Here is a 21198-nt window from a genome sequence, read left to right as displayed (position 1 = left end):
ACTGCTCGATGCCCAGAGAGGTCGACATCGAGATCGGCGTACTTCGGTTGGTCGCTGTACTAGCCGACCAGTTCGCGGGCCGAAAGGCGGCATGTGAGTTCCTTACCTGGCGGGTCCAGATTCGCGTCGTCCGGGCATCCGACCGCATAGATGACAGCGTCGTACCAGCCCGTGAGTTCAGCTGGCAGCAGATCGCGACCGATACCGACGTCGCCGAAGAACCGGAAGCCATCGCGCGCAGCAATCGCGTCGAAACACCGGCGACGAGCTTCTTCTCCGGATGATCTGGTGCAACGGCATGTCGGACCAACCCCTAGGGTGTCGGCATACGCTCGAACATGTCGACTTCCATCGACCGGTCCACACGGTCGACAAGACGGCCGTTTAGCCATGTGCCGCCCGCGTATCCAGCAGGTGTCCTGCCGCATAGAACCCTGCCGGCCCGGCCCCGACGATCGCAACGCGCATCAGATGAATTGCGAACGATTGATGGCCGAATAGTTAACGAGCTTAGGTAATCATTCCGCAGGCGGCTTCGCATATGCCGCATTACAGTCGCTCTGTTCGCTGGGTCATGGACGCCTCCGGAACAACGGATCTCAGCTACCCGTGACTGAGCCTGCTTGTCGCTTCACTCGGCATGTCCGAGCAAGATGCCGAACGGCTTCGCTTTCAGGCCGGTGGACAAATCCACCTGCACCGTTTTCGCCTCGGTATAACCGTCCAGCGCATCGGGCCCGAGTTCACGGCCGATGCCACTCTGCTTGTATCCGCCGAAAGGCACCTGACAGTTGATTTGATGTGCGTCGTTGATCCACACACTGCCACTCTGGATCCGATCCGCAATTGCCAGCGCCCGGCCATTGTCGGTGGACCAGATGCTGGCCGCCAGACCGTAATCGCTGTCATTGGCGATTGCGACCGCTTCGTCGTCGTCGTCGTAGGCGATGACAACCAGTACCGGGCCGAACACTTCCTCACGGGCGATCGGCATGTCGTTGGTAACGCCGGACAAGATGGTCGGCGACACCCAGAAACCGCGCTCGAACTGTTCACCGCCAGGTCGACTGCCACCGAGTTCAACGGTGGCACCATCGACTTCGGCGCGCCGGATGTGGTCGAGGATCCGCGCCTGCTGCTTTCCATCGATCACCGGTCCCATGTCGGTATCGAAGTCGCGCGTGTTGCCCAGGACGATGGTCTTGGCGCGTTCGACCAACCGGCGCACGAATTCGTCGTGTAGCCGTCTCGGAACGAGTGCGCGAGTACCGGATACACAGATCTGACCCGAATACACGAAGCACCCGAACAGCACGCCGTCGACAGCCATGTCCAGATCAGCGTCGTCGAGCACGATGGACGGACCCTTGCCACCGAGTTCCAGCGTGACTTGTTTGACCGTTCCCGAGGCCAATCTCATGATTTCCCGGCCCACCGACGTCGATCCGGTGAAACCGATCTTTCCGACATGAGGATGTTCGGCAAGGCGGGCGCCGGCGACCCGTCCGGGCCCGGTGACGACATTCAGAACGCCCGGGGGTAGGCCATTGCGTTCAGCGATCCTGGCGAATGCCAACATCGACAGCGGCGTCCGCTCATCGGGCTTGACAACCACACTGTTGCCCGCCGCCAGAGCGGGGCCAACCTTCCACAGCGTCAGCAGCAGGGGGAAATTGAATGGAGATATCGCGCCGACCACCCCGATGGGTTCGCGATGCACCACGCTCTGGCTGAGCGCCGGGAAATCCGAGACGGGTGCTGCACGTTCCCATTCGTAGGTCTCGGCCAGACCGGCGAAATATTCGAAATGCGCCAGCGCATAACCGATGTGAAAGCCGGTCGCCTGGCGAATGGTTGCACCGTTGGCCGCTTGTTCCAGCTCGATCAGCTCATCGGCCGCTTCGCGCGCCGCGCCGACAATGGCGCGCATGATCGCAGCCCTCTCATGGGGCGTCTTGGCCGACCATACTCCGCTTTCGTACGCTGCCTTGGCTGCGGCAACGGCGTCGTCGACGTGGGAAGCATCTCCGTCGGGCACGGTCGCCACCACGGATCCGTCGCTGGGGTCGATGATGGAGATTTTTCCCGCGGTATCGACATCGCGCCCACCGATCCGCATCTGGTGGTGCGTGGTTTCGACCGTGGTCATATACCCTCCTGAAAGATTCTTCGACTATCGGCAGCCGGAGCGCGAGATCCCCGACAGCATGGGCGTCGCGCCGTACCGCGGACGCCGCGCATTCGGACCTTCATTTGTTCGCCGGCAGGAGCGCCAGAGTTTCTCCATGCAATCACGGCCTGTGAGCGAGGTCACCAACCCGGAAGCGGCAACTTTGTGCCTCCCCCGGGATAGCGATGCCCATCGGCCGTCCTATACGTGGACCTCCCGGTGCCCACCGAACGCCTCCCTCATCGCGGACAATGCCTTGTCCGCATAGATCGCTTCACCCCTGGAGCTGAAACGTTGATAGAGCGCCGCAGTGAGTACGTGGGCCGGGACGCCGAGATCGACGGCTGCCTGAACGGTCCAGCGCCCCTCACCCGAATCGGCGACGCGGCCGGAGAACCTCTCGAGGTCCGGATCCTGGGACAACGACGCCGCGGTGAGATCCAACAACCAGGACGATATGACGCTTCCGCGCCGCCAGACCTCGGCGACGTCGTCCAACTGAAAGTCATAGTTGTAGAAGTGCGCGTCACCCAGTGGTGCGGTCTCGGCGTCGGCGCGGCGGTCCGAGGTGCCGGCACCCGCGCTCCGCAGTATTGCCAGCCCCTCGGCCAGTGCTGCCATCTGACCGTATTCGATGCCGTTGTGCACCATCTTGACGAAATGACCGGCACCCGCGGGCCCACAGTGCAGCCAGCCCTGCTCGGCTGTCGTAACGGCATCCGGACGATTCTGCGTTCGTGGCGCGGAATGAACACCGGGAGACAATGTTTCGAAGATCGGTCGCAGTTGCTCGACTGCGGCAGCAGTCCCGCCGACCATCAAGCAGAAGCCGCGATCCCGGCCATAAATGCCGCCGCTGGTGCCGACATCGACGAATTCGATGCCCTTCTCGGCCAGACTTTGGGCGCGCGAGACGGCGTCCCGGTAGAAGCTGTTGCCGCCGTCTACCACAACGTCTCCGCTGAGCAGAAGTGGAACCAGGTCGCCCAAGACAGCTCCGGTGAGCGCGGCAGGCACCATCAACCAGATGATCCGCGGTCCCGGACCGCCGGCGTCGACTGCGCCGGCAAGGGAGTTCGCGACGATGGCACCGCAGTGCTCCAACTCCGCGGCCGCCGCTGGGTTCTGGTCGTAGACGACACAGGTATGACCGGCACCGTGTAGTCGTTGTACGAGCGCCGAGCCCATCCGCCCCGCGCCGATCATGATCAGCCGCATTAGCTTTGGGCTCCCACGACACTGCCGATCGGCGCGGTCAGGACAGCCGGATCAAACCGTCGTCCCCACGATTGCGCAAGGATTCGGGCGCGTTCGGCGAACCCTTCGGGTCCTCCTGCGTACTGCTGGATGTAGTTGACGGCGCCGCCTGTCCAGATGGGATAGCCGACTCCGAGTATGGATCCGACATTGCCCTCGGCCACCGAGTGCAGGATCTTGCGGTCCAAGCACGCCGCTGCCTCCAGTGCTCCCGCAAACAGTAAGCGTTCCTGAATTTCGACGAGGCCGACCTCGAGGGTTGCAGGTGCGAACTGGTCTTGCAGACCCTGCCACAGATGACCTCGGCGGGCCTCCGGGTAGTCGTAGAATCCCCTGCCGGACACCTGCCCGGTCCGGTCGAGTTCTCCCACCATGGTGTCGAGGACTGTGCGCGGTGACGAATCGTCGGAGTCGGCAGCGTGGTCTGTCACCGCATCGATCAGTTCGCGAAGTTCCGGCAGGCCAATTGCATCGGCAAGCCGAAGGACACCTGAGGGAAAACCGGCCTGATAGGCGGCCTGCTCGATGGCGGCCGGCGAAACTCCATCGGAGAGTAGGCGCAACGCCTCACCGAGGAAGGCCGCCAGTACCCGGTTGGCGTAGAAGCCCGCCGCGCCGCCCACAACAATGCTCGTCTTGTTCATTGCCCGGGCGAGGTCGACCACCACGGACTTGGCATGGTCGTTGGTGGTGTCGGCGATGGCGATTTCGGCGAGCTCCATCCGGTCGACCGGGGCGAACAGATGAAAACCAACTAGATCCGACGGGTCAGCGACGTGGTCGGCGAGGTCGGCGAGCGCCGTCCACGACGAGTTCGTGGCGACCGCTGTCCCTGCGCCGACAAGTTCACTCACCTGGCTCAAAACCTTGGTGCGAGAGGCGAGGTCAGAAAACATCGTTTCGATCAGGACATCGAAGTGACCGGTAATCGCGTCATCGACACCGTCGACCACAACGGTATCGAGACCCGCGTCTTGGCACAACTTCTCAATTCCTCGTCCCATCGGATTGTCACCGAGGATGAGTACGCGTCGGTGCTGCAGTCCTGAGCCGTCCGTCAGAGCCCGTGAGCGCGCTCGCGCTGATCGCACATCGAAGAATGTCCCTTTGATGATGTTCGACGACACCTGACCGCCGACAAGTTGGGCACAGTACCGGGACTCGATTCTTTGGGCATTGCCGAAGTCGACGAGGGTGCTCTCCACTGCCGTGGAGACGATCGCCTGGACGGCATCCGACGGGGCGCCGCGGGTCTTCTTGCGGGCTTTTGCCGGCAGCAGAGCCAACATCGACGCGGTCTCCGGGTCGCGAGCGCTTCCACCGGGAATCCGGTAACCGCGTTCATCCCAGGGTTTCCGCGAGAGCGGGCCGGCCGCAAGCCACCGCCGGGCCGCCGGCACCAGGTCGTCGTCGCTGCCGACCAACTCGTCGACAAGACCGACCTCCAGCGCACCCCCCGGACTGAACCGTGTGCCAGGTATCAAGATCAGTTCCAGTGCCTTGGCCAACCCGAACATGCGCACTGTCCGTACGATTCCACCCGCGCCGGGCAGCAGCCCCAGAGAGACTTCGGGCAATCCGATCAACACGTCCGGGCGATCGACAGCGACCCGGTAGTGGCAGGCCAGACTGAGCTCGCACCCACCACCGAGAGCAGCGCCGTTGATGGCGGCCACGACGGGTACACCCAGCGTTTCGAGTCGGCGAAATCCAGCTTTCAGATCGTCGAGCAAGGCATGCACGGCCGGGACGTCCTCGGGTCCGGCCGTTGCGAAGGATGCCAGGTCAGCTCCGGCGAAGAACGTCCGCTTGGCCGAGGTCAGAATGACACCGGTGATCGAATCCCGGTCCTTTTCGAGCTGATCGAGAAGCTCGGGAAACTGGCGGCGAAAATTCTCGTTGGCTGTGTTCACGGCCTGCGACGGGTCGTCGATAGTCACCACTACGACGCCGGCATCGTCTCGATTCCATGTAAACATCTTCTGGTCTCCTCTACTTAGATGCGCTCGACGAGTGTTGCGACGCCCATACCCGCCCCGATACACAAGGTCACCACCGCGCGACGGGCGTTGCGCCGTTCGAGTTCATCGACGACGGTTCCGATCAACATGGCACCGGTGGCACCCAGGGGATGCCCCATGGCGATGGCGCCCCCGTTGACGTTGACACGATCCATGGGTAGATCCAGGTCGCGTGCGTACTTCAGCGCCACGGAAGCGAATGCTTCGTTGATCTCAAAAAGGTCGATGTCATCGACGTCGAGTCCCTCCCGCGACAACAGCTTCCGAGTCGCGGGTGTGGGTCCGGTCAGCATGATCGTCGAGTCTGCCCCGGAGGTCGCCGTCGCCACGATCCGGGCACGCGGCGTGAGATTCAGCTGCTTGCCCGCCTCTTCCGACCCGATGAGCACCAACGCTGCACCATCGACGATTCCGGATGAGTTGCCGGCGTGGTGAACGTGATTGATCGCCTCTACGTTCGGGTACTGCTGCAGCGCGACCGCATCGAAGCCCGCCTCTCCGAGCGGTACGAACGCCGGACTCAATTCACCGAGCGACTCCACGGTACTGGACGGACGCAGATGCTCATCACGATCAAGTAGTAGCGCGCCGTTCTGATCGCGGACCGGGACAATCGATTTCGCGAATCGTCCCTCGTCCCAACTGGCCTTGGCGCGTTGCTGCGAGCTGACCGCATACGCATCCACGTCCCCGCGATCGAACCCCTCTATCGTGGCGATCAGGTCAGCCGAAATACCTTGTGGCACATAATTTGTCGAGAAGGCGGTAGCCGGATCATCGAACCACGCGCCACGATCGGATCCCATGGGTACACGGGACATCGACTCGACTCCGCCTGCGACGACGATCGAGTCCCAGCCGGAGACAACCTTCTGCGCCGCAATGTTCACCGCCTCCAATCCCGAGGCACAGAAGCGATTCACCTGCACTCCGGCCGCAGTTTCCGGCAATCCGGCAGCCAACGCCGCGATCCGCGGCAGCACCGAACCCTGCTCCCCCAGCGGCGACACCACTCCGAGGACGATGTCATCGATGAGATCGGGATCGAGGTTCGGCTGGCGCTGCAGCATCGCCTCGATGAGACCGACGACGAGATCGATCGGCTTGACAGTGTGCAGAGCGCCGGACGGTCGCCCCTTGCCACGAGGTGTACGCAGGACGTCGAAGATGAGTGCATCGGTCATAGGGATTCTCCATTGCAGATCAAACGCGCTTGTAACGGGTGCTGTGGCTGCTCGGCGTTCGCGAGCCACGTGGATCAACTTGTCAGCGATGCCGTCGAAGGTGACTGACCCCGACGCCCGGTTGTTCCAGGGTCAGTTCGTGTTCGCTTCGCTGCGCACGCGGTGCGGCCATCCGCCGCTCGCGGCAACCGAGGCCCGGATCTCGTCGGAATGCTGCCCCGGCATCGGATGGCTGCGGGGAGCGGTCGTCGGCGTACCGCTGAATCTGGGCGCGGGTGCGGGCTGAGTCACCCCATCCACGTCGAGAAACGTGTTGCGCGCGATGTTGTGCGGATCAAAGGGTGCCTCCGCAGGGGACAGCACGGGCGCAACACACGCGTCGGTGCCGTCAAAGATCGCAGACCATTCGTCCAGTGTCCGGGTTCGCACCCGTTGCGCGACCTGCTGTGTGAGAGCCGGCCACATCGCTCTGTCCTGGTGTCCTGCAGTCCACGTGGGGTCCTCGGGTGAGAATCCCAGACCGCCGATGAATTCGCGATAGAACTGCGGTTCGATCGCCCCGACGGCGAGATGGCGGCCGTCTGCGGTCTCATAGACGTGATAGAAGTGCGCGCCACCGTCGAGCATGTTGGACGCGCGGCTATCCGACCACAGTCCGGCCGAACGCCACACGTGCAGCATCGTGGTCAGCAGTGCGGTCCCGTCGGTGATGGCGGCGTCGACCACCTGTCCGGTGCCGGTCAGCGAGGCATGGTGAACGGCAGCGAGAATGCCGAAGGCAAGCAACATTCCGCCACCTCCGAAATCCCCGACGATGTTCAGTGGGATGACCGGATCGGACTGCTGTGTGCCGATCGGAAAGAGGGCCCCCACCCTGGCGATGTAATCGATGTCGTGACCCGCCCGGTCTGCGAGAGGTCCGTCCTGCCCCCATCCGGTCATCCGCGCATACACGAGTCGCGGATTCACGCCGAGGCTGACGTCGGGACCGACACCCAGGCGTTCCATGACTCCCGGCCGATATCCTTCGATGAGCACATCCGCGTCGCGGATCAGGCCCAGCGCAAAAGCGATATCGTCGTCGGTCTTCAGGTTGAGGGCAACGGAACGTCTGTTGCGATTCAGGAAGTCCCGGTCCGGCGAGACCGGGTTACCCGCGTGCCCGCTGGGACGATCAATTCTCACGACATCGGCGCCCAGGTCGCCCAACAGCATTGCGGCGAACGGAGCAGGGCCAATTCCCGCGAACTCGACGACCTTCAGCCCGGACAGCGGTCCGGTCACGAACGTTGCCGTTCAGTGCGCAGGATCTGGCGAGCGATGGCGTACTTGTGCACTTCGGTAGGTCCGTCGTACAGACGGAAACCACGAATATCGCTGAAGATCATGCCGATCGGCGTCTCGTCGGAGATGCCGATCCCGCCCAGAACCTGCACGCAGCGATCCGCCACCTTGAACAGTTCCTCCGAGACAAGCGCCTTCACCATCGAGCTCTCATGGCGACCGCGCTGCCCCTGATCCAAAGTCCAACACGCCCACCAGATCGCCAATCGGCATTGCTGCAGCGCAATTTCGTTGTCTGCGAGCATGAAGCCAACTCCCTGATGCTCACCGATCGGCTTTCCGAATGCAGTGCGGGTCTGCGCGTACTCGACCGCGATGGACTGAGCACGAGCTGCAGCGCCCAGCCACCGCATGCAATGCGTCAGTCGCGCGGGTGCAAGCCGCAGTTGAGCGTATCGGAATGCGCTTCCGACCTCACCGAGCAAGCTCGACGCCGGCAACCGAAGGTCCGTGAACGTCACCACGCCGTGGCCTTCGACATAGTTTCGGTCCATGGTGGACATGACGCGGTCGATGCTGATTCCGGGCGTGTCGCCCTCGCAGAGGAACAGCGTCGCCCCGGACGGCCCGTGGTCGTTCTCCTGGACATCAGCCATGATGATCCAGACCTGCGCACCCGTGGCGCCGGTGATCAACCACTTGGTTCCATTGATCGTGTAGGTGGTTCCGTCGAATGTCGCGGTGGTCTTCAGCTGGCCCGGGTCAGATCCCGCACCGCCGGGCTCGGTCATCGCGAACACCGATCGCTGGTGGCCCGCGATCACCGGCTCGAGGAACTTCGCCGACTGCTCGTCATTGGCGATCTTGTTGAGCAGGAACATGTTCCCCTCATCCGGGGCTGCGCAGTTCAAGGCGACGGGTCCGAGGGTGGACCATCCTGCTGCTTCGTACAGCACCGCCTGGTCCACATGCGACGGTTCCCGACCTCCATGCCGGGTCGGTGCCTGGAACGTCAGAAGCCCGCGCTTGCGCGCCAACTCCACGAGCTCCTGGCGCAGTTCGTCGGAAGGACCGTGGGCGGTGAGGCGTGGATCGGTTTCGAACGGAATAATCTCCTCCGTCACGAACTGCCGGATCTCCTCGGCCAGCGCCGTGACTGAGGCGGGAACGGAGAAGTCGATCATTGGTGCTCCTTAATCGTGTTGATTGCGCGCTCGAACAGGAGCACGGTGGTCTGGTGTAGTTCCTCGCCGGTCTTCTCCGGTGCCAGGCCGGCACACGCGCGGGCGTGCGTGCCCTCCAGGACGATGCCGAGTTTGAAGCACGCCAGGACGACGTACCAAGCAATCGCGTCGAGGTTTCGGTCACTACCCGCTGCGTAGCGTGCGACCAGTTCTTCAGGCGTCGCCAGTCCGGTCTGACTCATGAGTCCGGTGCCGAACATGCCCGGAACACCGGGCAGTTGCCAGGTCGCGAGAACCCAACCCAGGTCTAGGAGCGGATCCCCGATGGTGGACATCTCCCAGTCGACGATGGCCGCGACCTCGGCGCTGTCATGCTTGAACATCGCGTTGGCGAAGTGGAAGTCGCCGTGCAGGATGCCCGGTCGCCACGTCTGTGGCAGGTTGGCTTCCAGCCACGAGGCGACGCGGTCGACTCCTGGGATCTGGGGGCCGCCGTAACCGTCGAATTGGTCAAAACTGTTCAGTTCTGCCATCCACCGCGGAACCTGCCGTTCCAGGAATCCCTGCGGCTTACCGAACCCATCGAGACCGGCAGACAGATAGTCGATTTCACCCAGTGCAGCGAGCGCGTCCATCAGGTGCAGACCCATGTCTCGGCGTACTTGCGCACTCCCGGCATGCAGTGCCGGCAGCTCCAAACTCGGGTTGAAGCCATCCACGCGTTCCATGAGGTAGAACACAGCATCCCCGAGCACCGTCGGGTCGTCGCAGACTGCGACGGTCCTCGGGTGGGGAACTCTGGTGCCGGCGAGCGCGTTGAGCACCCGACTTTCTCTGAGGATGGCGTCGTTGCTACGCGGCCTCAGGTGCCGTGGTCCTCTGCGCAAGATGTAGGTGCTGGGTTCAAGATCGAACTGAACCATGATGTTCTGCGTTCCACCCCCGACGGGCCGCACACCGGAAACGTCGCCGGCCCCGATGCCAGAGGATGCCAGCCAGTCCGTCAGGGCAGCAACCTCGGCGGCGGTCAGCTCGACACTTTCGTTCCGTACCGGATCGTTGCTCATGGCGACTTACGCTCCGGCTCCGGATAGCTCGCCTCTGATCGCCGCGCGTGCAGCGCTTCCGTCAGCTCGCTCCAACGTCGCAGCGAGGTCGGCGAGGACCTGCCGGTCGTGGTCGTCGTGGACCGCGATGGAGAACTCGATGTCGGTGACGTGATCGCCGTAGCGGTCGAGCAGCTTCTGGCCTATCTCGTCGTGGGTTCCGATGACCGCGAACTGATCGAGGATCTGATCGTCGATGAGAACCGGGAGTTCCTCCCAGCGTTGAGCTTTCGACAGGGTCTTCGCCTCGGCCGCCAATTCGTCGAGTCCCAGATGTTGGAAAGCCGCTGCGTACCCGGGCGTCGAGGCGTAGAACGCAATCCGGGCACGCGCATCGCGAATCTTCGGGGTGAGTTCTTCTTCGGTGCGCGCCGAGGCCACCAGCGGTTTCATGCACACTCGGAACGAGTCCAGATCGCGCCCGGACTTGGCCGCACCTTTACGTACCGCGGGCAGCATCACCTCGGCGATGTAGGACGGTGTGCAGACCGGATGCGGGCGTATGCCATCGGCAACCTCGCCGGCAACACCGCACATGTACTTGTTGACCGACGCGAGGTGAATCGGGATGTTCGGATGTTCGATCGGACCCGCATTGAACAACGGAACCATCAGGGACAGTTTGTAGTGCTCGCCTTCGTAGTTCAGCGGCGCGCCGGACTGCCAGCAGTCCCAGACCGCGCGGACAGCGGCCACGTAGTCCCGCATCCAGGGACCGGGCGGAGCCCATTCCATGCCGTAGCGACGCTGGATGTGACCGCGCACCTGTGAACCGAGGCCAAGGGTGAACCGGCCTTTCGACAGTTTCTGCAGTGTCCACGCGTTCAACGCCATGACAGTTGGGCTGCGGGGAAAGGCGATGGTGACACCGGTTGTCAGATGGAGTCGCGAGGTCGCGGCCGCTGCAAGCGTCAGCAGGGTGAATGGATCGTCCTTTGTCTCTTCGACGACCAGTCCGCTGTATCCGATGTCCTCCAGGAACCGGGCGTTGTCGGCCACAGTGGTGATGTCGAGGGGAACGTCGGATGCGCGGAGCCCAGGGTCGACCTTCCCCAGTGGCAACAGAGTTTCGATCCGCATTCACAAGCTCCTTGCTACGAGGTGTCCTCTGAAGGTAAGCCCGCGAATGGATTCCGATACAGGACCAAAGGCGACGATTCAGTGCACGGAAACTGTCACGCCTCGGAGTCCGGGGTTCGGAACTGTTTGGCGAGGCGATCTCGGTAAGCGGTTGGACTGTCCCCCGTCCACTGCTTGAATGCCCGCGTGAAGGCGCGTGCTTCACGGTAACCAACCAGCTCACCGATTCGCTCCACGGCCATGGACGTGGACAGTAGGCGGTGTACCGCGATGTCGCGGCGGATGTTCTCCTTGATCGCACGGTAGGACGTCGACTCGTCACGCAATCGCCGGCGCATGGTTTGCTCGGTCATCGTCAGTTGACGGGCTACTTCCGGCAGAGGCGGAAAGTTCAGCGGCAGAGCATGTCCTGCAAGAAGCGCTGCCCGCACTTGTCGGGCGGTGCTGAACTCGTCTTCGGGGACGGTCATGAATCCCAACGGAGCCAGAGAGAGGAAGCGCTTCAGCTCCGCTCGATCACGCACAATCGGCTTCTGCAGGAACTCACGGTCAAAGACCAGCGTCGTCGCGGTGCTGTCGAAGATGTGCGGGCATCGAAAAATATACGCAAGCTCGTGAGCGTAATGAGCAGGACGGGGATAGGAAAACGTAGCTTCCCGCAACGGAGGCACACCGCCGGCAAGCCAGCCGACCAACCGATACCAGATAGTTGCCCAGAACTCGAGAAAATAGTGCGTTGGATCCAAATCCGGTTCGAGAAACCGGATTTCGAGTCGAACAGTGGTGGGGGTCTTGCTCAGTGCCATTTCCATCGACTCGTGTTGCGTCAGGTTGTAGAACAAGACCCCCTTGCGCAGCGCCTGCTCGACCGACTGCTCTGCGATCAGAGTGTGCGTCATCAGCGCAAAGATTCCGGGTTTCGCGGGCCGCGCGAGGAAGCCCATGTGTTCGTCGTCGAGCGCGTACCACACGAGTTGCACCAACCGAGCCAACAGGGTGACGTCGCCACGCCAAGCTGGATCGAAGACCTCACGCCGTGTCAATCCGACGTCACGTAGCAAAAGGTCCGCGTCGATACCTCGGCGTTCCGCGCCCTTGATGGTTTCTTTGAAGTAGTGCGAGGATGACGTGGGCACTGTTACCGATGCTCTTTCAACAACCTTGCGGCGTCGCGCGCCGGCTACCATTCATCGAACCCGCCGGAAGCCGTACTTTCACGACTTCGAGAGCGTCCGACGGTCCCGATCTTAAGGCACCGGCCCCGTCGATCCGCCCCATATCGACAAATGGCGCGCGGGTTGCCGACTGCTACCTCCTTTGGTCCACGACCCGGTTGATCTTGCCGTCGGATCGTGGCAAGCTACCACTCTCGACGATCGCTACAGCAGCGCTGACACCGATCGAGTTCTTGATACTTGCCTCGAGCTCTGCCGCAGCCCGGACCCCCGCCTCGGCCGTGCGGTCGCCTCTCATCTCGACCTCCACTGCCAATCGGTCGAGCCGCCCACTCTTCGACAGGATGAGTCGGAAGTGAGGCGAGAGGTCACTGCTACGGACTACTAGCTCCTCGATCTGTGTGGGAAATAGGTTCACCCCTCGCAGGACGATCATATCGTCGGACCTGCCCGCGACCCTGGCGATCCGCCGAAAGTTCTCGCACGCAGTTCCTGGGAGTAGCGTCGTGAGATCTCTTGTTCGATAACGTATTACGGGAAATGCCTCTTTGGTGAGCGAGGTGAAGGTCAGGTCTCCCTCGACACCGTCATCAAGCACCGCACCGGTCGCCGGGTCCAGGACCTCCGGGATGAAGTGATCCTCCCAGATATGCGGACCGTCTTTGGTGTCGCGAAACTCCTGCGCGACGCCCGGCCCCATCACCTCGGAGAGGCCATAGGTGTCGAGTGCGTCTATGCCAGTGCGAGATTCGATCTCCGAGCGCATTTCTTCCGTCCAAGGCTCCGCACCCAGAATTCCTATGGATAGGCTGGTTTCGCGCGCGTCCAGGCCCTGACGGTCGAATTCGTCCAAGAGGGTCAGCATGTAGGACGGTGTCACCATGATGATGTCCGGTTCGAAGTCCTTGATGATCCGAACCTGCCGTGCCGTCATTCCTCCGGATGCCGGGATAACCGTGCAACCGAGCTTCTCGGCACCGTAGTGAGCTCCGAGGCCGCCGGTGAAAAGTCCGTATCCGTAGGCGATGTGAATCTTATGACCTGCGCGCCCACCTGCCGCCGTGATGCACCTGGCCACCAGGTTCGACCAAGTCTCGATGTCATTCGCGGTGTAGCCCACCACAGTGGGTTCGCCAGTTGTTCCGCTCGAAGCGTGAATGCGCCGGACTTGGTCCTGCGGCACGGCGAACATGCCGAATGGGTAGTTGTCGCGGAGATCAGCCTTCGTCGTCGTAGGAAACTTCGCCAGGTCGTCCAACGAGCGGCAATCATCGGGGTGGACACCGAGTTCGTTGAATTTGTGCCGATAGAACGGCACATTCGTGTATGCGTGATGCAGCGTCCGTCGCAGCCGCTGAAGCTGCAATTCGCGGAGTTGCCCGAGGTTGATGCACTCAGCCGAGTCAACGGTGCGATACTTGGTCATCGGTTCTTCGAGTTGATTCATCAACGCCTCTTCCTGCTCCGCTCAACGGGTCGTACAAACATCAGTTGGTCCACGTGGGACGTGTCTGACGGGTGAGAGCCGTCAGGCAAAGCAGACTCAGTGTGGTCACCACGCCGAGGTAGATCGTGATGGACAGACTCGTGTTGGTCGCCGTGTAAAGGCCGGTCGCCACCGTGGGCGCGATTCCGCCGCCCAGAATCGAACCGATCTGATAGCCGATCGAGGCTCCGCTGTAGCGGATCTCGGCCGGAAACAGACCGGCGAAGAGCGCGGCCATCGGCCCGTAGACGATTCCCATAGCGACCGCGACTCCTACCATGACCAGCACGATCGCGGCCGTCGAGCGCGTGTCGACCAACGGGAACAGGACCAGCGCCCAGGCACACAGAGCCGCCGAGCCGATCGTCAGGACTCGACGCCGCCCGATTCGGTCGGACAGTCCAGCCGCGACCGGAGTCACGACCAACCACACACCGGCAGCCAGCAGACTGACGATCAGGATGACCGTACGGTCCAGATTCAATGCCGTCGTCGAGTAGTTGAGAAGGTAGGCCATGAAAATGTAAGCGACGGCGTTGATCCCGATGAACGCCCCTGCAATGAGCCCGACCTCTGACCAGTGGTCACGGATGACCGCAACGATCGGGAGTCGCGGCTCGGCGCGTTCGTTCATCACAGTCTTGAATGCAGGTGTCTCGTCCAGTTTCAGCCGGAGCACCAGCCCGACGATGATCAATATTGCACTGCCCAAGAAAGGAATCCGCCATCCCCACGAAATGAAAGCCTCGGGGCTGATCGCTGCAGTCACGGCGAGAAACACCACGTTGGCCAGGATCAACCCGGCGGGCACACCCATTTGAGGGAAGCTTCCGTAAAAGGTTCTGCGTGCTGCCGGGGCGTGCTCCACCGCGATCAGCACCGCGCCGCTCCACTCGCCACCGACGCCGAAACCCTGGAGGAATCGCAAACTCACCAAGAGAATCGGCGCCCACACCCCGATCGTCTCGTACGTCGGTAGCAGTCCGATGCCGACCGTTGAGAAGCCCATCAACAGAAGCGATGTGACCAGCATTGACTTGCGCCCGATTTTGTCACCGAAGTGTCCCATCACCACGCCGCCCAGCCGACGTGCCAGAAAGCCGACCGAATAGGTGGCGAATGCGGCTAGGGTTCCCGCGCCGGCCGAGTATGTCGGGAAGAACAGGGGACCGAAAACCAGGGCCGCGGCCAACCCATAGACGAAGTAGTCGTACCATTCGATCGACGTACCCACCAGACTGGCAATGGCGGCCTTCAGCGGTGAGGAGGTCGGAGCCGGCGTTTCTGCTGTCGCTGCGAGTTCTGGCGCAGGTGGCCTGTTCGCGGTCGATTCTGCAGGCATCACGTCTCCCGTGGATTCGGCGTGGTGGTCGGCTACGCAATCAGCATTGCGCTGTGACGCCGGACACCAATCCAATCGCGTGGTCGCCGCGAACGACAGGACAGAAGCAGACTCACGACCTCACCGAATCGTCCATAAGCCGGCCGTGCTGCGGCCACGCCGAGTCATAGTCGAATCACGACACGTCGACTACAGAATGGTCACTAAACTGGCATGACACGACTCCGAATGGTCTGTCGGAACGACTCGTTCGCTTCACAAAATCACGGACATCTACGCCGCCGGTGAGCGGCGAGGCTGCGACCGCCCTGAGGGACCAGACAAATCCGCACCCAGCCGCGGCATGCGTTCACACAGCTCTATGGTCCCGGCCGACCACAACGATTTCGTTGATCCAGCCGAGTCTGTGCAGGCGTGGTTTGGTCTTCCGCCATCTGGAGAAACGCGCCGCCGGTCAGCGGATACGCGTGTTCCGCCGTTTTACTCAGGGAGTGCGGCCGCGTTGCGTGCGGTACTGGCGTACCAGTGCATCGGTCGAGGTGTCACTCTGCGGTGCGGGGGATGCGGCCTCGGTGATGACCGGCAGCAGCGCCTTGGCCTGGGTCTTGCCCAGCTCCACACCCCACTGATCGAACGAATCGATACCCCAGATCACACCCTCGGTGAACACCTGATGCTCGTAGAGCGCGATCAACTGGCCGACCACCGACGGTGTCAGCTTGGTCGCCAGGATCGAGGTGGTCGGGCGGTTGCCCGGCATGACCTTGTGCGGCACGACGTCGGCGGCGGTTCCCTCGGCTGCGATCTCCTCGGCGGTCTTACCGAAGGCCAGCACCTGGGTCTGGGCGAAGAAGTTGCTCATCAGCAGGTCGTGCATGCTGCCGGTGCCGTCGGCGGTCGGCAGGTCGTCGGTGGGCTCACTGAACCCGATGAAATCCGCCGGGATCAACCGGGTGCCCTGGTGCAGCAACTGGTAGAACGCGTGCTGCCCGTTGGTTCCCGGTTCGCCCCAATAGATTTCGCCGGTGTCGGTGGTCACCGGGGATCCGTCGGCCTGCACCGATTTGCCGTTGGACTCCATGGTCAGCTGCTGCAGATACGCCGCGAACCGGGACAGGTCGTTGGAGTAGGGCAGCACCGCACGGGACTGCGCGTCGAAGAAGTTGTTGTACCAGAGCCCGATCAGGCCCAGCAGGGCCGGCGCGTTCTCGGCCAGCGGTGCGGTGCGGAAGTGCTCGTCGACCAGATGGAATCCGGCCAGGAATTCGGCGAACCGCTCCCGGCCGATCACCGCCATCACCGACAGGCCGATGGCGCTGTCCACCGAGTACCGTCCGCCGACCCAATCCCAGAAACCGAACATGTTCGCCGTGTCGATGCCGAACTCCTCGACCAGCTTGGCGTTCGTCGACACCGCGACAAAGTGCTTGGACACCGCGTCATCGCCGAGTTCAGCGGTGAGCCAGCGCCGCGCCGCGGTCGCGTTCGTCAGGGTCTCCAGGGTGGAGAACGTCTTGGAGGCGACGATGAAAAGTGTTGTGGCCGGGTTCAATCCGTCGAGTTTGGCGACCAGGTCGGCCGGATCGACATTGGACACGAACCGGGCCGCGATACCGGCGTCGGCGTAGTGCCGCAGCGCGTCGTACACCATCACCGGGCCCAGATCGGACCCGCCGATCCCGATGTTGACCACCGTCGTGATCCGTTCGCCGGTCGCGCCGGTCCACTGCCCGGACCGCAACCGCTCGGTGAAGTCACCCATCGCGTCGAGGACGGAATGCACATCGGCGACGACGTCCTGGCCGTCGACCGTCAGGCTCGCGTCGCGCGGCAACCGCAGTGCGGTGTGCAGCACCGCCCGGTCCTCGGAGGTGTTGATGTGTGTCCCGGCGAACATCGCGTCGCGGCCGCCCACCAGGTCCGCGGCGTTCGCCAGATCGACCAGCAGCGCCAGGGTTTCACGGGTAACACGGTGCTTGCTGTAGTCGATGTAGAGGTCGCCGACGGTGAGGGTGAGCTCGGTGCCGCGGGCGGGATCGTCGGCGAACAGCTCCCGAAGATTCTTCGACGCGATGGCCTCACGATGACGAACCAGCGCTTCCCAGGGAAGGGTAGCTGTGATGTCTCCGGTTCCAATATGATCTGCCATGACCATCCCCTTTCTCGGTGCGCTTCGAGGACGCAGCACAGCGTTATTCTGCGTGACAACGATCCGAGGTTTTGACTGACCGGCCGCGCCTGCAACCGCAGCGTACATGAAGCGCTTATCACCCGAAGATCGTTGTGCCACTAAGTTTCTCAACGAACGACCTTTGGCATGCGCCAACTGGCGGGCTACCGCCACCAACGAAGCGAGATCAACATGTCGCAGCACCTGCCGCGCCGGCCGAGTTTCGTCCGGACCACGCATCGCCTGACCAAGGTCTACGGCCTCATGGCCGGCCGCAGCGACGACGAAGGTCGGCTGTATCAGCGGATGCACCGAGGATTCGATTAAGGCCTGCGAAACAGTAGAAGAGATCATCGAACTGGGAGTGCTGGTATCCACCACCGCCGGGGACGCTGGTCGACCTGTTCCGCACCTGCGAGGACGGCTCTCCTACCATGAACGCCGTTGCCGCCCTGCGCAATAAGTTCAGCGGTTACGTCGCAAGAACCGCCGCCGACTAGTGCCGGTGTCAGCCCAGTTTGCGCAAGCGTGGTTCTAGATCCCGCTGAAACAGCTCCAGGAAGCGACGCTGATCGTGCCCGGGTGCGTGGAACACCAGGTGGTTGAGTCCCCAGTCCACGTAATCCTTGACCTTGGCCACGGCCTCGTCGGGATCCGAGGCGACGATCCACCGCTTGGCCACCTGCTCGATGGGCAGCGCATCGGCGGCCTTCTCCATCTCGATCGGATCATCGATGGAGTGCTTCTGCTCGGCGCTCAGCGACAGCGGCGCCCAGAACCGGGTGTTCTCCAACGCGGCTTGCGGATCGGTGTCGTAGGAGATCTTGATCTCGATCATCCGGTCGACGTCATCGGGATTCTTGCCGGCGGCCTCGGCGCCCTCGCGCATGGCCGGGATCAGCTTGTCCTTGTAGAGCTCCTCGCCCTTGCCGGAGGTGCAGATGAACCCGTCCCCGGCCCGGCCGGCGTACTTGGCCACCTGCGGCCCGCCGGCGGCGATGTAAATCGGGATACCGCCCTCGGGCACGTCGTAGATCGAGGCGCCCTTGGTCTTGTAGTACTCACCCTCGAAGTCCACCCGGTCACCCAGCCACAGCTCACGCATCAACCGCACCGACTCGCGCAGCCGGGCGTAGCGCTCCTTGAACTCGGGCCATTCACCCTCGTAGCCGGTGGCGATCTCGTTGAGTGCCTCACCGGTGCCCACCCCGAGGAAGATCCGGTTCGGGTACAGACACCCCATGGTGGCGAACGCCTGGGCGATGACGGCCGGGTTGTAGCGGAAAGTCGGGGTCAGCACCGAGGTGCCCAGCTGCAGCCGCTTGGTGCGCTCGCCGACCGCAGTCATCCAGGCCAGCGACCACGGGGCGTGTCCGCCCTCGTGCCGCCACGGCTGGAAGTGATCGGAAACGGTGGCGCTGTCCATGCCGTGTTCTTCGGCAGCGACACCCAGTTCGACGAGCTCACGCGGCGCGAACTGCTCCGCCGACGCCTTGTAACCCAGTTTCAGTTCAGCCATTGCTCTGCAACTCCTTGGAGCGTCGGAATCAGCCCCTGTGGTGGATAGTCTGCCGCTTCCTCCGCGACAACGAAATTGCGCGGCGACAGAACCTTGGTTCCTGCTTGCGGTCAGGCAAGAACGTCGCGGCCGCACCGTCAGGGTATCGATCCGGCGCGAAGAGGTTCGCTCCGTCTCTGATGTATCGCACCAGCAGACGGGTTGGGTCCGACGGGCTGTTACCGAGGAGCCATACGAATGGCACCGTCGAGTCGGATTACTTCGCCGTTCAACATGGGGTTCTCAACGATGTGAACAGCTAGGGCACCGTACTCGTCTGGGTCGCCCAGTCGGGCTGGGTGCGGCACCTGCTTACCGAGCGACTTCTGAGCCTCCTCCGGCAGCGATGCCAGCATCGGCGTCATGAACAGACCCGGCGCGATGGTGACAACCCGCACCAATTCCCTGGACAGATCCCGGGCTATCGGAAGAGTCATTCCGACTACACCCGCTTTTGACGCAGAATATGCCGCTTGCCCGACCTGCCCTTCGTAGGCGGCCACCGATGCGGTGTTGATGATGACACCACGTTCGCCGTTGATCGGCTCAGTTCGGACGATGCGTTCCGCAGCCAGTCGAATCACGTTGAATGTGCCGATCAAATTGACTTCGATCACTTTCCGAAAGCTCGACAGCGGGAACGGCCCGTCTTTGCCGAGCGTCTTGACCGTGTTAACCACACCCGCGCAGTTCACGGCGACGCGGACTGCTCCGAACTTTTCGGCAGCGTCCAGCGCTGCAGAAACCGAATCCGGGTCCGTGACGTCGGTTTCGACGAACGTCGCGCGGTCACCGAGCGGAGCTATCGCGTCGGCGCCCTTGAGGTCCAGGGCAACGACCCGCGCTCCGGCGCCGATAAGCCGCCTGACAGTGGCTAGCCCGAGCCCCGACGTGCCGCCGGTGACGACGGCTACGGCGTCTTTGAGGTCCATGTGATCTCTTCCTTTGGACGTGAATCTGTTCTGGCACCTAGGCGCGTTGTAATGCGCCGAAAGGATTTGCATACCTACTTGCGCTGCGCCATCGAGCCAAAGCGCAGACGCACATGGCGCGCGGACCTCACATTCGTCTGCACCTAGTCCGCTGCGGGAGTGGCGCGCCTTGCATGCGCTACGCCGGCCACTGTCAGATGATTCCGCTCCAGATCGTCTCTGCGAAAGGACAGAATCGGACGTATTGTTGCACCGAATCGACCGGCACATGACACAGGCATCTGGCCCGGCGATCAACATTCACTGATCTCGCCGATCTGAAAACCGCTACCAAGATTGGTGCAGCCCACACAAAGTTCCCCGACGCTGCACGGTGCTGAGTTGAGATGACCTCGGCGGCGTTCGGGAGTATGGGTAACATCGTCGATCTGGTCCAGTGGTACCCCGTCACAGAGGTACGCGCCAACACGGTCTTCAGTGGGACGGCGTCGCGACCTTCACGCCACAAATCGACCGCGACGTATGCCACAACGTCGCCGCCTCGCAACGTATATCAGTCGTCGCCGCTGCGCATCTACGCCGTGTGCTCCACGGTGTTGCCTTCGAGCCGGGCGCGACGTGCTGATGGGGACCTGTCGCTGCGGCGATCCTCGGCAGCCTGCACACGCTGATCGACAACTAACTGTCCCGCGATTCTCGTAGCCGTCGAACCTATTCGCCAGCAGTCATTCAGGGCGGCTCCCGCGGCCCGCCCTGGGCTCTCACGCCGATGCTGCGTCCGCCGGCGGCTGGCCGGCCTGGGGGTCGACCCCTGGGCTGTAGGGTCGGACACGGCCTCCAGAACGGCTGCATGCGAACCATTCCCGGCAGTCGGCTTCTCGAATTTCGGAGCATGCCGTGACATGGCGCGGACGATCCCGATTCCGACGTCGGTCCGTGCGGCGATGGACGTCAGCGTCTCACCACGGCCCTGCATACGTGCGACCGCCGCGCCGGCCTGGCCGCTATGGACGTCCATCCGTCTCGCTGCTTCTGCGTCGACCTGTGCGCGCAGCTGGGCCAGGCGCTCTTTCTTCCACGTTTCGACTTCGGCGAGCTTGCCGATCGCGACGAGAAAGTCCGCGGCGTCATCGATGTTCGCCTTATCGTGCGCGGCGCGTTGCTCGTTGGCGCGTCGGGTCGCTTCGCGTGCTCGGCGCCGGGCTTCAACTTTGGATGTTGCTGTCATGGGTGCCGAGCGTAGAAGGCC

17 protein-coding genes are annotated in these 21198 nt (G+C 62.8%); 2 read left to right on the top strand and 15 right to left on the bottom strand.

The annotated features are described in order from the left end of the window. Window positions 1-8: 8 nt before the first annotated feature. Entirely contained in the window at window positions 9-284 is a 276-nt protein-coding gene (locus EL338_RS26485) for a hypothetical protein (RefSeq protein WP_235666433.1), read from the top strand. Between the two features lie 347 nt (window positions 285-631). Here the strand turns inward: EL338_RS26485 and EL338_RS10720 are convergent, their stop codons facing one another. The 12 genes from EL338_RS10720 to pgi form a co-directional block, all read right to left on the bottom strand. Continuing rightward, window positions 632-2149: an aldehyde dehydrogenase family protein gene (locus EL338_RS10720; RefSeq protein ID WP_126333740.1), complete on the bottom strand. Its 1518-nt coding sequence runs from the start codon at window positions 2147-2149 to the stop codon at window positions 632-634. A gap of 222 nt (window positions 2150-2371) precedes the next feature. Then, window positions 2372-3388, bottom strand: coding sequence for a phosphogluconate dehydrogenase (NAD(+)-dependent, decarboxylating) (gnd, locus tag EL338_RS10715; protein ID WP_126333739.1), 1017 nt, complete (start codon window positions 3386-3388; stop codon window positions 2372-2374). Then, a complete protein-coding gene (locus EL338_RS10710) occupies window positions 3388-5367 on the bottom strand; it encodes an enoyl-CoA hydratase-related protein (protein ID WP_170217435.1) in 1980 nt (659 codons plus the stop codon). Before EL338_RS10710 ends, gnd begins: the two co-directional genes overlap by 1 nt. A 56-nt stretch (window positions 5368-5423) precedes the next feature. Then, window positions 5424-6632 (bottom strand): acetyl-CoA C-acetyltransferase, encoded by a 1209-nt coding sequence (locus EL338_RS10705; RefSeq protein ID WP_126333737.1) that lies wholly within the window; start codon window positions 6630-6632, stop codon window positions 5424-5426. 132 nt (window positions 6633-6764) lie between these two features. Further along, complete coding sequence (locus tag EL338_RS10700; RefSeq protein WP_126333736.1) at window positions 6765-7916, bottom strand: CaiB/BaiF CoA transferase family protein; 1152 nt, start codon at window positions 7914-7916, stop codon at window positions 6765-6767. Then, entirely contained in the window at window positions 7913-9100 is a 1188-nt protein-coding gene (locus EL338_RS10695; protein ID WP_126333735.1) for an acyl-CoA dehydrogenase family protein, read from the bottom strand. Before EL338_RS10695 ends, EL338_RS10700 begins: the two co-directional genes overlap by 4 nt. Further along, the gene (locus EL338_RS10690; RefSeq protein ID WP_126333734.1) at window positions 9097-10167 is read right to left on the bottom strand and encodes a phosphotransferase family protein; all 1071 of its coding nucleotides are present in this window, start codon (window positions 10165-10167) and stop codon (window positions 9097-9099) included. The genes EL338_RS10695 and EL338_RS10690 overlap by 4 nt, the downstream gene beginning before the upstream one ends. Before the next feature lie 6 nt (window positions 10168-10173). Beyond that, a complete protein-coding gene (locus tag EL338_RS10685; protein ID WP_126333733.1) occupies window positions 10174-11286 on the bottom strand; it encodes a TIGR03617 family F420-dependent LLM class oxidoreductase in 1113 nt (370 codons plus the stop codon). Window positions 11287-11381: 95 nt separating this feature from the next. Continuing rightward, the gene (locus EL338_RS10680; protein ID WP_163792119.1) at window positions 11382-12422 is read right to left on the bottom strand and encodes an AraC family transcriptional regulator; all 1041 of its coding nucleotides are present in this window, start codon (window positions 12420-12422) and stop codon (window positions 11382-11384) included. 172 nt (window positions 12423-12594) lie between these two features. Then, window positions 12595-13887, bottom strand: coding sequence for a phenylacetate--CoA ligase PaaK (gene paaK / locus EL338_RS10675; protein ID WP_126336794.1), 1293 nt, complete (start codon window positions 13885-13887; stop codon window positions 12595-12597). A gap of 61 nt (window positions 13888-13948) precedes the next feature. Then, window positions 13949-15289, bottom strand: coding sequence for an MFS transporter (locus EL338_RS10670; protein ID WP_126333731.1), 1341 nt, complete (start codon window positions 15287-15289; stop codon window positions 13949-13951). 484 nt (window positions 15290-15773) lie between these two features. Continuing rightward, on the bottom strand, window positions 15774-17426 hold the full coding sequence (gene pgi / locus EL338_RS10665; RefSeq protein ID WP_179967267.1) for a glucose-6-phosphate isomerase: 1653 nt from the start codon (window positions 17424-17426) through the stop codon (window positions 15774-15776). A gap of 180 nt (window positions 17427-17606) precedes the next feature. Here pgi and EL338_RS10660 point away from each other — a divergent pair, with 180 nt between their 5' ends. Next, window positions 17607-17786 carry a hypothetical protein gene (locus EL338_RS10660; protein WP_126333729.1) on the top strand — a complete coding sequence of 60 codons (180 nt, stop codon included), beginning with the start codon at window positions 17607-17609 and terminating at the stop codon, window positions 17784-17786. Between the two features lie 181 nt (window positions 17787-17967). On the opposite strand, the gene fgd is transcribed toward EL338_RS10660, so the two are convergent. The 3 genes from fgd to EL338_RS26480 all read right to left on the bottom strand — a co-directional run bounded on the left by fgd (window position 17968) and on the right by EL338_RS26480 (window position 21177). Next, window positions 17968-18978: a glucose-6-phosphate dehydrogenase (coenzyme-F420) gene (gene fgd / locus EL338_RS10655; protein WP_126333728.1), complete on the bottom strand. Its 1011-nt coding sequence runs from the start codon at window positions 18976-18978 to the stop codon at window positions 17968-17970. A 218-nt stretch (window positions 18979-19196) separates the two neighbouring features. Next, a complete protein-coding gene (locus EL338_RS10650) occupies window positions 19197-19949 on the bottom strand; it encodes a 3-hydroxyacyl-CoA dehydrogenase (protein WP_126333727.1) in 753 nt (250 codons plus the stop codon). A gap of 574 nt (window positions 19950-20523) precedes the next feature. Continuing rightward, complete coding sequence (locus EL338_RS26480; RefSeq protein ID WP_235666432.1) at window positions 20524-21177, bottom strand: hypothetical protein; 654 nt, start codon at window positions 21175-21177, stop codon at window positions 20524-20526. Between the last annotated feature and the right edge of the window lie 21 nt (window positions 21178-21198).

Source organism: Mycolicibacterium chitae, from assembly GCF_900637205.1.
Lineage (GTDB): Bacteria > Actinomycetota > Actinomycetes > Mycobacteriales > Mycobacteriaceae > Mycobacterium > Mycobacterium chitae.
Note: the sequence above shows the minus strand (reverse complement) of the source record. Positions and strands in the feature narration are given on the sequence as shown.